We start from the raw sequence: 14,096 nt of genomic DNA, 5'->3' as shown, positions 1-14,096 counted from the left end.
AAGTTATTCGTACCCGCATTTACTGTTGTCTGTTACACTTTCCAACAACTGTCATTCCTCTCTTTTGATAAGACTCCGGCACCGGAATCTTCTCTAAAGAAAGGAATGATCACTATAAATAATTAACAAGAACATTCATCTTAAGGGCAATCATTATGTCTCCTGATATCTTGACCTTTCTCTTGAAAAAAGCATTTTGCGGTGTAAACTCCCTCTTTAAAATAGACACAAAGGTTTTACTATCCATTTGAAATGTTGACACCGGACGTAATCCCGATACATTAATCAGCAATCCAGTATCTGGAAAATTTCTTACAACACGTTTTAAGAGCCCACATTCTACTCTAATAGTCCAACTACCACCGCTGTCACCATCTATGTCAAACCTGATAACAGTATTAAGACTCTCAATTTTGGGTAAAGGGCATAGGTTTACACGTGGAAAAATCAACTGCTCAAAATACTCCACCGGAGTGATTCCATTTGCAATATTCGGTCGTTTTTTACTATTACCCGGTTTTATCTCAATCATATTGTCTAAACATGTAAGTTTTGCAACACGGCTCGCTCTTCTTCTCCCCAATTATGAGAAACAGCATAATCAATTAATACAGTGATTAATTCTGTTGTCATTACAGGACAAATAATACCGGTGCTTTTTAAAACATCCTGAGTGTTGCAATCATCAAATCGTAATCTGCTAAAAAGGTACGAGTAATAAGACCTTGTCTGACGAAGGAACAATTTCTCTACGGCACTCAGGCTTTGCTTTTCAAGTTCTCTATCAATCTCCACATGCATACCTTTGATTTTCAGGAGGGTAATTACCAAATCCCTTAATTCACAGAGTCGCGGTGGATTTGGATTTGTAATATGATAAATTTGCCCTATACTCTCTCTCTTTTTTAAAATTACAACTATAGCATCAGCGACATAATCGATAGGAACAAGATTAATCAGGGTATCAGGATCACCAGGCACCCTGATGGTAATATTGTTTAAATCTCCACTTTTACGCTTAATAAAAGAATTTTTTATATTGAACAACACCTTCACAAAAAGATATAGGTTGTCAAATCTACAAGTAGCCCCGGTTTTAGAATCTCCTACTATTATACCCGGACGGTATATCGTATATGGGATATCATTGCTTTTTGCATACTCAATCACAAGCCGCTCGGCAACGAATTTACTCCTTTCATACTCATTATTAAATAGAGGCTCGTTTACCATCTCATTTTCGTAAATGATGCAATTCTGTTGGCCAGCCACATACGCGGTACTTACATAATGAAACCGCTTTTGTTTACCGGAATTAGCAAACTGCAGCATGTTTTCTGTCCCTCTTACATTAACGTCCATGTGCTCATCAGCTCCCTGCATTTCGAAATGAGTCACTGCGGCACAGTGAAAGACATCCTCTACCTCATTACACAACTTTCTGTATTCTTGTTTCTCTAATCCTAAACTACTGGAAGTTATATCTCCCTCTATTATTTCTACATTACTAAAAAACAATTCTTGAAGTGATGTATCATTATTGAATCGTTCACCAACCACTCTGTATTGTTCTTGTGAGTAATCGTCAAACTGATCTCCCAGTATCCGCTCCTTAATCAAACTTTCCCAACCAAATGAGATTTGAGAAATATCGTTATCTCTTTTTCTTATTAACAATCTCAGCCTGCAACCGGAAACTAAAAGTCTTTGCGTAATAGCACTACCGAGAAAACCAGTTGACCCTGTTACTAAAATTATTTTTTCTCTTTTCTCCATATTAAATTGATTCCTTCCCGTTGCCCATACTGAAACATATCATTTACTATTTACTTTCACCTGGATCGCATCACGGACAGCTTCTTCTATTTCATTATAGCCGACCGGCTTTTGCAATAATCTAAATGACTCATGAATTATAGAAGAGACAGAAGATAATGTCACATCACCGTCTGTAACTATAATAACCGGGAGTTTATAATCAATCGCCTTTATAGCAGAGAAAATCTGCACACCGTTTAAATCGTCTGATTGCAGATTGAAGACAACAACAGCAAATCCTTCTTTCAGTACATATTTTATTGCCTCACCTGGTCTGGAAGCTTCTTGTACAACAAAGCCTTTTGATTCGAGCACATATCTTAAATTCCATCTAAATAACTTGTCTGGATCACAAATAAGAACCTTTTGCATTTTGTATATTTTGCAGTATTATTAACATTTAAAATTTTAATTAGACACATCATTTTCCAGTAGCTTCCTCTCGTTCTCTTTTAAAGAATAACTCCGGCTTCTCTTTCCCCGTAAGAATATCTTCAGTGATGAGATATGTGCCACCCATTGAAGAATCCCATATTTTTTTTGATACGCCACTATTAAAGCAACTTAAAGGATATGCCACGCCTCCCACGACACCGGCAATTACCGCTATGTTCACCTTTATAGTAGAATACACCAAACTCAACAGGCAACTATTCATGCCATTCTTAAAATTGCAAAAAGCGCTTTCTTCTCTTTGTTCGTTCTTCTCAGCAGAAACCACATTGTCTTTAACCTTGCCAGGATCGCTCTCTGCGAAAACCGGATCTGCAGATAAAATCATAATAGCGATACAAATCAATAATTTCTCCAACTCTCTTTCCTTTCAAAATTTTTTATCATAAGAAGTGAAAAACAGAATTCGTTGTCAACACACTTCAGGTTTTCACGTGGTATACAACTAGAGCATGAGATATGCCAAGCATATAAAACGGAAAAAGATTGTATATAACAGGCCCATTTAAGCATCTGTTCATTAAGGACTTAGAGTAACTACTAATATTTGGTACGAATTATGGAATACTCATTAATGGGAATGGATAATGTAAAATTTACATAGTTTAAGATGTAAATTTTACATGCTTATTGTTTGAAGCAACACGTTACACCAAAAAGGAATAACCCCTCCTTTCCTCAAGCGCCACAATAGAAGATTCAAAAATCATATTGGCTTTGCTCTATAAGGTTCCAATTCCTACCTCACCATTTTCAGTAATTAAATTATCTACAAGTTTGAGGTCTATCAGATCATGGGAGTGTTTGGTTAGAGGATAAACACAACTGTCTTGTACCATATCTACTACTTTTAGATAGATATGCTGGCGTGTAAAGGGTTGGTGGGAAAGTTGTAGAGCCTTCACAAAGAGGTATACCGGTATATGGTTAATATGGCAGTAAGAGACGACATTTGCCGTTCCCACCACAGCCACCACTTGTTTGTCATGAGTAACTGATACTGCATCGATAAACATTTTAGTGGCTTTTTCAAGTTGAAGACTCAAGAAATATTCCGGCACTATGGTATGATCAATACCTGCTTCCGTCAGCCAGCTGATCATCTGTTTTGTCCTCAAAAAATCCTGTTTGAGAATTATTACTGAGAATTTACGATTCAGTTATTCTTTGGCTTCGATCAAAATGCGTTTCACAACGGTACTAGCGGAATGGGTAATAATAATGTCATTATCCCGAACGTATTGCCGACCAGCCAGGATGACTTGTTCCGTCATTGACTCAAACAGTTTTATTTTTTCTTTAAGGATCCTGACAGTCTGGTTTCTGATCTCATAAATTCAAGAAAACTGATATTATGCTTATATTTTTTTACAATCCCTACGGTAACGATATTAACCGAAGCACCAAGTATTGTCAGGTTTCCTCCAAAACAGGTCCCAAGGACCAACGCCCACCAGAGAATATTATTGGGAATTGGATTTGATTCCTGCATGAGTTTCACGATAGGTACCATGGCAATGGTGAAAGGAATATTATTCAATAATCCGGCTGTTAAACCCGACACCCATAATACCATTAACACAATAAAATAAGGAATATCACCCGCCCGCAGAAACACATTATGAGCCAGCCATTCACTCACCCCCTTTTCTTCCAGCACACCAACCAGAGCAAAGAGACCTGAAAAAAAGAGCAGGGTATCCCATTCGATCTCTTCAAGCATTTGCTCTACATCAACCTTTGATATTACAAAAAGTAGCATAGCTACAAAAACAGACGCCACACCAGGTGATATTCGGGTTATGGTTTGAGTGATAAACAGGCAAATGGCTATCACGAGACAGGCAAGGCTTTTGCAGACAAATATCTTATCGATCTTAACGTTTTATGCTTAACGGGGATATGTGAACAAGAGAGTGGGAAAAGCAGGGTAGAAGCAAAATCTGTAAATTAATCCGCCTTTATTCTTTTTAATGTCCAGACTCAAAGAGATTGCTGCCTTCGACGGGCTGGAACAATCAGATGCGTCACTTTATTCTCCATACAGCATGCTATACGAAATGGCATGGTGAGAATGATTCAGTCATCATCTTATTACTTGTAGCACATCCGCATCTTCAACCCTATAGGAAGAGAATGCACTACTAAGTGATACCAATCTGCCAGTATAAGTTATGATATCACCAACTTTCAATTTCATTACTTTTCTCTGTTTCGTATAATCAAACCTGAGATTAACATCTATGTTACTATCATTATTATGGCTTATGCCGAGTTTATTCCAGTCGTAAACAGCATATCCTCTAAAACTGATTCTTCCTGTCCATCTGATATATTTCCCTTCGAATTCATCTTTCCAGAGGCGAATCTTTTCAGATTTTTCGAGCGTACATCCACTACCTAATTTATCATCAAGTTCATCGAAAGAGATAGTAACAAACTTTTTTAATGGTTCTTTAATAGTTTGCAACTGTTTATCAACTTTGTTTTCATGTTTATCTTCAGGGATATTTAAATGCTCAATATTTTTTCCTATAACAAATTTGACAACATCATCTTTGTACGTTGTGCTGTTTTCAACATTTTCTCCCTTATTACTCACATTTCCATGTTTTGCCGGATCCTTAATCTTATTTGATACAGCAGCAGCAGCAACCACCTCAAACCTGCCAGCTCCCTGCACAACACTTTTATCATATAATGACTCAAACTCTTTTTTATATTTCCCTACTACATCGGGCTGATCAATAAAAACCGCATTTTCATAGTTGAATTTCTCAGAATATTCCGTCCATGTATACGAGCCAGTCACAAGAAGTTTATCATCAAAAATTGCAAATGCATTGTTCATGGAGCCCCCGATATTACCTTGTAGAAATTGCAGATTAAATTGTTCCTGCTTAAGAAACTCTATCACCGGATAGAACTTTGCCTCTTGGGACCGGTCAATAACCACCCTGATCTTCACTCCACGTTCTTTTGCCCGATACAACGCCTCCGCAATGTCACCTGCCGTAAACGTAAAGGCCGTAACATCTATAGAGTTTTTTGATAAACTGATATTCTTTATTATTGTGTCTTTAATCGACCCTCCCGGCGAGAAAAGCACCTCAGTCGCAGCATAAATTGAATTAGAAACAAATAACACAGTAAAAACACTTATGCATGACAACAACAGAACAATAATCAAATCAACCTTTTTAAAAAATCCTTGTCTATTCATAAAGTATATTCTCAATAATTTCCCTATAACACGGCTTTTATCTAACATATCCAGGAACCAGTAATTTGTAATTTGTGGCTGAAATCTGACAGCATTTTTTAACTTATGACAATAATTAATTCAATAATAAACAAATTAAATAATATATCAAATCAAATACATAAAATATTTCAGCAAAGAAAATGTCACGGCTGGCGCTACAAGTACTCTAATATAAAGATCTTAAACATGCATATATCTTATTTGCAATACCTCCTAAAAAAACATAAACAAAAATCATTATCTATTTTGAATGTTTACACACTACTAAATTAGCCACTTGGCACTTTTTTTGCTACTTAACAAAGTTTTAATATGACTTCAAATTCCAGACACTATACGGTTAGCAAGATCGAAAGGGAGTCCGGCATCAAGGATTTTTTTCCTGACACCTTCGATATCGTACTCTGCTTTTTCCATATAGACTTTCTTTGTTTCCGTATCGTAAATCTTGTATGAAGCCATAGGAAAACCGTCTCGTGGCTGACCAACGGAACCTGGATTTATGTAGTAACGCTGGCCGGGGTTCAAGGAAACATCGAATGTTTCCAATCTATCTGCCGATCCTCGTTCTGCCAGCATGAGTTTTTTATCAAATTGGTCTGCTGGTATAAACACGGAAGCATGTACGTCACTTTTATGCTTAGTGTATAAATATGCTGCCGGTTTATGTGTGTGTCCGGCAAATGTTATTTTTGAATATAATACACTGTAATTTAATAAGATCGAATTCATTACATATACATAATCTTGAGGACATTTAGATGTACTGTGGACCAACTCTATCTTGAATTTAGATAGCTTTTCTATGAGTGATAGAGATTTAAGAAAACGAATATTGTCATCGTGGATTATTTTTTTTGTCCAATTTATTGATATACCAGCTGAGGAAGCCATTACCGTATTTAGCAGACCAATGACCCGCTGATCGTGGTTACCAGCAATAACGGTGGCTTTTTTGCCCAGAGAGAAAATATATTTAGTTATATTCTCTTTTTCAGAAGCGGCTATGTCAATACTTTGAATTATTTTTTCTATTTCTTTTTTCAAAGCAGGTTTTCCGCTCTTTAAAAATTTAATGATTGTACAACATTCATTGGGGTTTACACCGTAGCCGACAATGTCACCAAGTGTTAAAACATGGTCTATATGTTCATTTTGATTGTGAAGTTCTGAAAAAACAGCGGCCAGTGCTTCCAGGTTACTGTGGATATCTGATATAATAAGGAATCTCATATTCTTGCTTTTTAAATAGAGTTAACAATTTAGTCTTTTTACTTCGATAATGTATGATATCCGACAAATGAAAACAGGATAATATGCACAACGCGCCAGGTAAATGGTAAACCTTAACCTGTGATATCGATACATCTTGCTACATTGTAATAGCAAACGTTAAAAAACATCAACCTATTGATTTTATATAATTTTTTATGTTGTCACAACGGTATTAATCGATTATTGTTAAGAAAATAGCTGAGAGTCAGATCTCATTTCACTTTGATATCCAGTCAATAATAAAGTTCTTATGAATTGCAGATTATTACGTATTATTGTATTAACTAAATCGATTATCAATCGGAAACAAGTTATAATATTATGTACACTATAAAGGACTACAAATTTGACTCATTCAAATCAGTTGCAGATATGCACAAGTCAAATTATGCAAAATTAGAAGAAGATGATACTTTAGATATTAAAAACATGGGTATCAAGTATTGCCCCCACCTGAGCTTTGAAGATGAGTATTATGTCTTGCAACAATTAGAACATAAACAGATTCCCAAGGCTTATGATTTTGGTCAGGAAACTTTATATAAGGACGAAAAAGTTGTGCTGAAACAACACTTTATAGTCCTCGAACATACAAGCAATACTGATCTGCTCGATTATTATAAAATGAAAGCAGGGGGGTTCCCTCCTGTAGATGATGTTATTAAATGTTTCATAAGCGTTTGTAATCCGTTAAATTATCTGCATTCAAAAGAGTTTGTACACTGCGATATAAAGCCCGGACACCTGCTACTGGAACCGGATACAGGCTTAGTTTATTTGATTGATTTCGAACTTGCAATAAGAAAATCGGGTGTTTTAAAAGGGATTAGTATGGATTATGCTTCTCCGGAGCAACATACCCTTGTTGAACAACTTAGAGGAGTACCTGAAAATGTACCGCTGGAAGCAATTTCGTTCTTTTTATCTATAGACGGAAAGGCCGATATATATTCAACGGGCTCAATTTTTTATGAAATATTGACAGGTCAAAAATGGCACGAAAAGAAAATCCGCCCGAGTGAATTTAATAAATCAATGCCTCCAAAACTGGAAGAGATTATTATGTCAACATTGGAAGAAAATCCATCTAATAGAGTGGCTACGGCAATGCAGCTGAAACAGTCATTAGAATCTTTACTATAATACAGAAAAATGAAATTTTTAATCATATCAGATATACACAGTAACCTTGAAGCACTGGCCTCAGTCTTTTCTGATCTTTATAATAATAACGAAAAGATAGATAGAATATTTATACCTGGTGATATTGTCGGATATGGACCAAGCCCCAATGAATGTTGTACTATCATCAGGTTTTTAAAGAACGGTAAACCCGCTTTGAAACAAGAGATTCAAACGATCATACAGGAATTAGACCTTGATGATACCGAAAAGAAAAACATTACCGATTATATTTTTTCGATGGGCAAAAAAGCTAATGTAATAGCTGGCAATCATGACAGAGAGGTCATTGGCCAGCCTTCACTCTGCAGCATAATGGCTGCTTCAGCAGGAAACGCCGCAAAGTGGACAACTAAGGTCCTGCATAAACCAAATGCCAGATTCCTTGAGTCCTTATGGTATAAAAAGAAAATAAGGAAATTCGGAATCGAACTGGTCCACAGTACACCGGTATACCCTCAAGGTTATATGTATGTAAAGAATGCGTCATCTTTGAACTATGACATACTACATTCAAGCATAACAATTTCCGGCCATACGCACAAACCTTCTGGATATTTATATACTAAACAAAAAAGAGATATTTCTGCTTCTGTCTTTATCCCAACAGATCAATTCGACAACAGGCTTATGCTGGTTGAAAGACAATCAATGGAGAGATTGGAAACATTTGATGTTTTACTGAAACCCGGTCATCGTTACTATATTAACCCAGGTTCTGTCGGACAGCCAAGAGACGGTACACCAAAAGCATCTTACATGATCTACGATACTATGGCAAAACAAGCTTCTCTGAAAAAAGCAGCATATAATACAGAGGTTGTAAAGAAGAAAGTCCTTAAGGCAACCCTTCCATTTGACCTTGCAGAACGAATAGTAAAAGGGATTTGAACTTTTGTAAATTATTATAAGAATTTTTTTCTTAAGGAGATCAAAGTGATATATATTTGCAATACTGAGTAAACAATTTTCGCACTATCAAGAAAGATTTGATGAATTATTTTCTTGATAAACAGTGAAGAAATTTAATCTTTACTGATAAATAAAAATTATTTCAAGTAGTGATTTTTTTTATTAACATAAGTATTTATCTAGCGTATAATCAGCCTTTTACAGATGATTAGCCGCTTATATTACTTGTGTACTTTTTACCTTATTAAGGAGGGGGAAATGAACTTGTTGTTTAGGAAGTCTGGCAGTTGGAAATGGCTGAACTTAGTATTTTTTTTAGTTAGCGTATCATGTCTGGTATATTTTGGTTCCAAAATAGTATTTGCTGGTGATCCGAGTGGTGAGAGCACTTATAGCGATAGTATTGACGGCCTGAAATATTCTATTAATTTTACATGGACCCTTGTCGCCGCATTCCTGGTATTTTCGATGCAAGCGGGTTTTGCTTTGCTCGGTGGATTTCTGCAATCTAAAAATATGCTGGGCTATATGGGACACTGTGTCGTAGACGGTTTTGTTGGCGCGTTGCTTTTCTGGATGTGCGGCTTTGCTGTTATGTTTGGAGGCTCTCAGGCCGGCCCTGGACTGGAATCAGGAAACTGGTTTATGGGGTGGAGTGGGTTCTTCCTTGCCGGTGGAAGTTATGATGTTCAAACGGTAATGCTCTGGCTATTCCAGATGGTATTTTGTACTAAAGCGGTTACCATAATTGCTGGCGCTGTTGCGGAACGTATGAAGTTTGCGCCTTATGTGGTTTATAGTGTTTTTGTATGTGCCATAATCTATCCTGTGTATGGACACTGGATGTGGGGCGGAGGCTGGCTCGCAAGCTTACCGTATGGCGCAGGCTGTGTAGATTTCGCGGGATCAGGAGTAGTGCACACTGTGGGTGGAATGCTTGCCCTGGTTGGAGCGTTCTTTCTTGGACCTAGAAAAAACAAATTTAACCCTGACGGAACTGCCAATGCCATTCCAGGTCATAACCTTACCCTGGTAGTTGTCGGTACATTGCTTCTTGCATTTGGATGGTTTGGTTTTAATTCCGGAAGTACACTTGGCGCAACAGACTTGAGAATTTCAGTTGTAGCGACTAATACATTCTTAGGTGCTGCCGGTGGTGCCGCCCTGGTAATTTTTGTATCATGGATCGCATTTGGATTCATAGACCTCGGTATGGTATGTAACGGTGCACTTGGCGGATTAGTTGCAATAACCGGACCTTGCGCGTACGTCCCACCTTGGGCTGCCGTGACAATTGGTATACTGGCAGGAGCGATAATGTGGGGTACGGTAATATTTGTTGAATCAAAGCTGAAGATTGACGATCCTCTTGGTGCAGTTGCTGTGCATGGCGCTAACGGTATCTGGGGCATGCTTGCAATTGGAATTTTCGCGGACGGTACATACGGAGGTGTGAGTGGCTTAATCACCGGTTCAGGTGGACAGATCCAGTCTCAGATTATTGGCGCTGCAGCTGCTATTGGATGGGCATTTGCCTGTGGATCACTTCTGTTCGGTGTTCTAAAATTAACCTTTGGTCTGCGTGTGTCTGAGCTTATTGAATTCGAAGGAGTCGATATACATCTACACGGCTCACCATGTTATCCTGCTCAAGACGAACTTACTTCTCAACTCGGCTCTGTAGATATCGAGGAGAATGTTCACAGAGACATGGCCATACTGGAAGAATCAATGGCAAAAGATTCAAGCAGGGAACAGATTTATTCTGATAAACTTGGCAGATGGATCTATGCTAAACCAAAAAAGTAAGATACATATCTGCTGTATCAAACTTTATTTTTTAAATAATTTTTCAACGCAATATTTTTAGTTTGAAGGAGGTATACTTTATGAAAAAGATAGAAGCGGTAGTCCGTCCCGAAAAGTTTGACATCATCAAGGATGCTCTTACAGAGAAGGGTTATGGCGGAATGTCTGTTGCAGAAATGAAAGGTCATGGTAACCAGAAAGGTGTCAGTGAAGTATGGAGAGGAAAGAGATACCGTGTTGACCTGCTGCCTAAGATAAAGATTGAGCTGGTAGTTTCAGATGATGCGGTAGATCAAGTGGTTCAGACCATTATTGAAGAATCACAGACCGGAAGTATTGGAGACGGAAAGATATTTGTTTCTGAAATTTCTAATGTGTACAGGATCCGTACTGGTGAACAGGGCGATACTGCAATCTGAGACAACCATTCTCAAAGTAATTTTCTGAGTTTAATTGTTAATCAGTTCTCTGAATTTAAGGAGATCAGCGCTGACTCTATTCACGCAATAGAATGATTAGAGATGGTCTGATCTCCTTTAGATTCAAATATAATATGGAATATAATGTTTAAAAGAAACAATACATGTAGATTATTAAGACAAATAATACGATGGTACACTGTGGCTCCTGTTATTATTATGAGCAGCTTACTGTTTTTTACCATACTTCATTCAGCAGAAGCCTCTGATATTGCGAGTAGTTATTCAGTACATTCTTCAGACGTCAGAGACATAACCGGGGTTAAGATTTCCATTGATCTTGCATGGACATTGTTGTGCGGATTTCTTGTCTTTAATATGCAGGCCGGTTTTGCTTTTCTGGGTGCAGGTTTTCTTCAAAAGAAAAATACATTGAATTACCTGACAATGAGTTTTATGGATTTTTGTGTCGGCGGCATTATCTTCTGGTCATTTGGTTTTGCATTAATGTTTGGAGGATCTCACCTGGGCATGGGACTTGACGCAGGTAATATGCTTGTCGGCTTCAGCGGTTTTTTTCTCTCTTTCGGTTCATTTGATTTCTCAACATCACAGTTATGGTTATTTCAAATGATGTTTTCTGCTGCAGCCTGCACTATTGTAGCAGGTGCAGTTGCTGAACGAATCAAATTTAATGCACATGTTATATGCAGTATTGTACTGTCCGGAATAATATATCCTATTTATGGCCACTGGGTTTGGGGAGGAGGCTGGCTTGCTAATCTTCCTTTCGGTTCCGGATTGAGGGATTTTGCGGGATCGGGCGTAGTCCACGGAATAGGCGGCTTAATTGCTCTTGTCGGAGCATGGATGGTCGGCCCTAGATTTGGCAAGTACAACCCTGATGGCACACCAAACATGTTTCATGGCCATAATCTTTCTTTCGTTGTCCTCGGCACACTGTTTCTACTTTTTGGATGGTTCGGATTTAATGCGGGAAGCACTTTAGGATCAACCGATCTAAGGGTTTCCATAATCGCGGCAAATACATTTCTTGCTGCATGTGCAGGTGGTGTATCGCTTATGTACATCACATATTATGACACCGGCAAATATGACATAGTAATGACATGTAATGGCACTTTGGCTGGTTGCGTTGCTATAACCGCCTCCGGTGCATATGTTTCACATTGGGCTGCAGTAGTTATTGGTATTATTGCTGTCTTCATTTTAAAAGCAAGTCTGCACTTTGTAGAGAATAAGCTCAGGATAGACGATCCGGTTGGAGCAATCTCCGTACACGGGGCCAATGGTCTTTGGGGGTTACTTTCTGTCGGTATTTTTGCTGATGGCTCTTATCTGGGCGTTAAAGGACTGATAACGGGTTCCGGCTGGCAACTATTGTCTCAGTTTATTGGTTGTGTTGTCCTTTTGGTATGGACATTAGGACTTGGCTTCATTCTGTTCTACATAATAAAGAAAACAATCGGACTAAGAGTACCGGTAAGTGAAGAGAACACCGGCATTGATCTTTATGAACACGGAATTCCATGCTATCCGGGCTTTAATTGATAAGGTAATTCGAAAGGATTCAAATGTATAAAATAGGAAATTATGAATTTGAAAATTTTAAATACCGACCCGGTCACAGGGCTAATTATGGAATACTGACTAAACCGGGAAACGGTGAATGGGGAATGAAATACTCACCAACTTACAGTTATGATCGCGAGTATGATGTATTGAAAAATTTTTCTCATCCGCAGGTCCCGAAACGATATGAGGCTGGTACAGGAAGAGGAGAATTGTATGAAAACGACAAACTCGTCCTGAAAGAGTATTACATTGTATTACAAAATTTTGAAGGTGAGGATCTAGTAGAATATTACAAACATAAAGGTGTGCCTGATTCCAGCGAGATAGCAAATGTAGTCAAATATTTTGTAAGCACTGCCGAACCTTTACAATATCTCCATTCAAAAGGATATGTCCATGCAGATATTAAACCGGGCCACCTGATCCTCAATTCAGCCACTGGAGTAGTGGGCCTGATTGACTTAGAACTTTCAATAAAAGAAGGTGAACTCATTAAAGGATTGACAGTAGAATATGCATCACCGGAACAGAAACGCATGAATGACTTATTAAGAGAGGTTACCGATGACAAGGGTGAAAAAGCTGTTCTGCAAGAGGTAAAAATTGATGGCAAAACTGATTTATACACTATGGGATTGATACTTTTCGAAGTGTTAACCGGGAAGGTAAGAGCGCAAACCACCCAGCTTCCCATAGAAATTAATAACGCTATTCCACAAAAATTAAATGATATAACTTTGGGGCTTCTGGAGGAAGATCCGTCAAACAGGATAGCAACAGTAGAGCAATTAAAAACTGAGTTATCTGGTATATGAGGAATTTACCTCCGTCTTGACAGGTTTGTGAATATTAAGATGTTTATAAACAACATTGGCACAAAATTACAAACCCTAAATAAAATTGCAAAAGACCCCGTATGTTTTTTTGAAAACAATCTTCTGAGATATAGACAGCCAAGAGGATTTCGCATAGAGCTTTTTATAGCAGGAAAATACGTCTCAATACGCAATAAACTAAAGCCGCTTAAGTTTACCAATCTTAACGTCAGCAGATTCATTCCTGAATCAAACAAGAGCAAAATATACTCAACAGGGAACCCAGAAAAAACATTCTGTCCATACTGTGAAAAAACTGTAGTACCCAGGAGGCTTCATAAACTGGACTTTGCAGATATTATACTTGTTTTATTTACTGCGGGGTTGTGGGCGACTTTCCTAATTGTTATGTATCTCTTTATCAGGAAATGCCCTGTCTGTAACTATAATCTGAGAGGCTTCAAATTTCTTTCTGATAAAAAAAGGCGCTGACTATATAAAAAAGCCAGCGCCTTTTAAATCCCATCAATTCCACCAAGTTTAATTACACAG

15 protein-coding genes are annotated in these 14,096 nt (G+C 37.9%); 7 read left to right on the top strand and 8 right to left on the bottom strand.

Translation table 11 applies throughout. The features are described 5' to 3' along the window. Positions 1-112: 112 nt before the first annotated feature. The 6 genes from SCALIN_RS01105 to SCALIN_RS01080 form a co-directional block, all read right to left on the bottom strand. The gene (locus SCALIN_RS01105) at positions 113-532 is read right to left on the bottom strand and encodes an SCP2 sterol-binding domain-containing protein (protein ID WP_096892422.1); all 420 of its coding nucleotides are present in this window, start codon (positions 530-532) and stop codon (positions 113-115) included. A gap of 5 nt (positions 533-537) precedes the next feature. Further along, complete coding sequence (locus SCALIN_RS01100; protein WP_096892421.1) at positions 538-1,776, bottom strand: SDR family oxidoreductase; 1,239 nt, start codon at positions 1,774-1,776, stop codon at positions 538-540. 39 nt (positions 1,777-1,815) lie between these two features. Then, on the bottom strand, positions 1,816-2,190 hold the full coding sequence (locus SCALIN_RS01095; RefSeq protein ID WP_096892420.1) for a response regulator: 375 nt from the start codon (positions 2,188-2,190) through the stop codon (positions 1,816-1,818). 49 nt (positions 2,191-2,239) lie between these two features. Further along, positions 2,240-2,629: a hypothetical protein gene (locus SCALIN_RS01090; protein ID WP_133111576.1), complete on the bottom strand. Its 390-nt coding sequence runs from the start codon at positions 2,627-2,629 to the stop codon at positions 2,240-2,242. A gap of 364 nt (positions 2,630-2,993) precedes the next feature. Further along, positions 2,994-3,389: a translation initiation factor eIF-2B alpha/beta/delta subunit family protein gene (locus tag SCALIN_RS01085; protein ID WP_162532093.1), complete on the bottom strand. Its 396-nt coding sequence runs from the start codon at positions 3,387-3,389 to the stop codon at positions 2,994-2,996. A gap of 170 nt (positions 3,390-3,559) precedes the next feature. Further along, entirely contained in the window at positions 3,560-4,108 is a 549-nt protein-coding gene (locus SCALIN_RS01080; RefSeq protein WP_162532092.1) for an SLC13 family permease, read from the bottom strand. Between SCALIN_RS01080 and SCALIN_RS21885 the strand changes: the two genes are divergently transcribed. Further along, complete coding sequence (locus tag SCALIN_RS21885; RefSeq protein ID WP_162532075.1) at positions 4,079-4,225, top strand: hypothetical protein; 147 nt, start codon at positions 4,079-4,081, stop codon at positions 4,223-4,225. The two genes, SCALIN_RS01080 and SCALIN_RS21885, sit on opposite strands and share 30 nt — an antisense overlap. 132 nt (positions 4,226-4,357) lie before the next feature. Here the strand turns inward: SCALIN_RS21885 and SCALIN_RS01075 are convergent, their stop codons facing one another. Next, positions 4,358-5,494, bottom strand: coding sequence for a phospholipase D-like domain-containing protein (locus tag SCALIN_RS01075; RefSeq protein ID WP_162532091.1), 1,137 nt, complete (start codon positions 5,492-5,494; stop codon positions 4,358-4,360). A gap of 360 nt (positions 5,495-5,854) precedes the next feature. Beyond that, entirely contained in the window at positions 5,855-6,769 is a 915-nt protein-coding gene (locus SCALIN_RS01070) for a metallophosphoesterase family protein (protein WP_096892415.1), read from the bottom strand. 363 nt (positions 6,770-7,132) lie between these two features. Between SCALIN_RS01070 and SCALIN_RS01065 the strand changes: the two genes are divergently transcribed. The 6 genes from SCALIN_RS01065 (at position 7,133) to SCALIN_RS01040 (ending at position 13,544) form a co-directional block, all read left to right on the top strand. Continuing rightward, entirely contained in the window at positions 7,133-7,954 is an 822-nt protein-coding gene (locus SCALIN_RS01065; RefSeq protein WP_096892414.1) for a serine/threonine protein kinase, read from the top strand. A 9-nt stretch (positions 7,955-7,963) separates the two neighbouring features. Further along, positions 7,964-8,884, top strand: coding sequence for a metallophosphoesterase family protein (locus SCALIN_RS01060; protein WP_096892413.1), 921 nt, complete (start codon positions 7,964-7,966; stop codon positions 8,882-8,884). A 279-nt stretch (positions 8,885-9,163) separates the two neighbouring features. Further along, the gene (locus tag SCALIN_RS01055) at positions 9,164-10,714 is read left to right on the top strand and encodes an ammonium transporter (protein ID WP_096892412.1); all 1,551 of its coding nucleotides are present in this window, start codon (positions 9,164-9,166) and stop codon (positions 10,712-10,714) included. Between the two features lie 80 nt (positions 10,715-10,794). Continuing rightward, positions 10,795-11,133: a P-II family nitrogen regulator gene (locus tag SCALIN_RS01050; protein ID WP_096892411.1), complete on the top strand. Its 339-nt coding sequence runs from the start codon at positions 10,795-10,797 to the stop codon at positions 11,131-11,133. A gap of 219 nt (positions 11,134-11,352) precedes the next feature. Beyond that, on the top strand, positions 11,353-12,705 hold the full coding sequence (locus SCALIN_RS01045) for an ammonium transporter (RefSeq protein ID WP_096892458.1): 1,353 nt from the start codon (positions 11,353-11,355) through the stop codon (positions 12,703-12,705). A 23-nt stretch (positions 12,706-12,728) separates the two neighbouring features. Further along, positions 12,729-13,544 carry a serine/threonine protein kinase gene (locus SCALIN_RS01040; protein WP_096892410.1) on the top strand — a complete coding sequence of 272 codons (816 nt, stop codon included), beginning with the start codon at positions 12,729-12,731 and terminating at the stop codon, positions 13,542-13,544. The last annotated feature ends 552 nt before the right edge of the window (positions 13,545-14,096 follow it).

This window comes from Candidatus Scalindua japonica, from assembly GCF_002443295.1.
Lineage (GTDB): Bacteria > Planctomycetota > Brocadiia > Brocadiales > Scalinduaceae > Scalindua > Scalindua japonica.
This window is presented reverse-complemented; position numbering and strand designations above follow the sequence as displayed.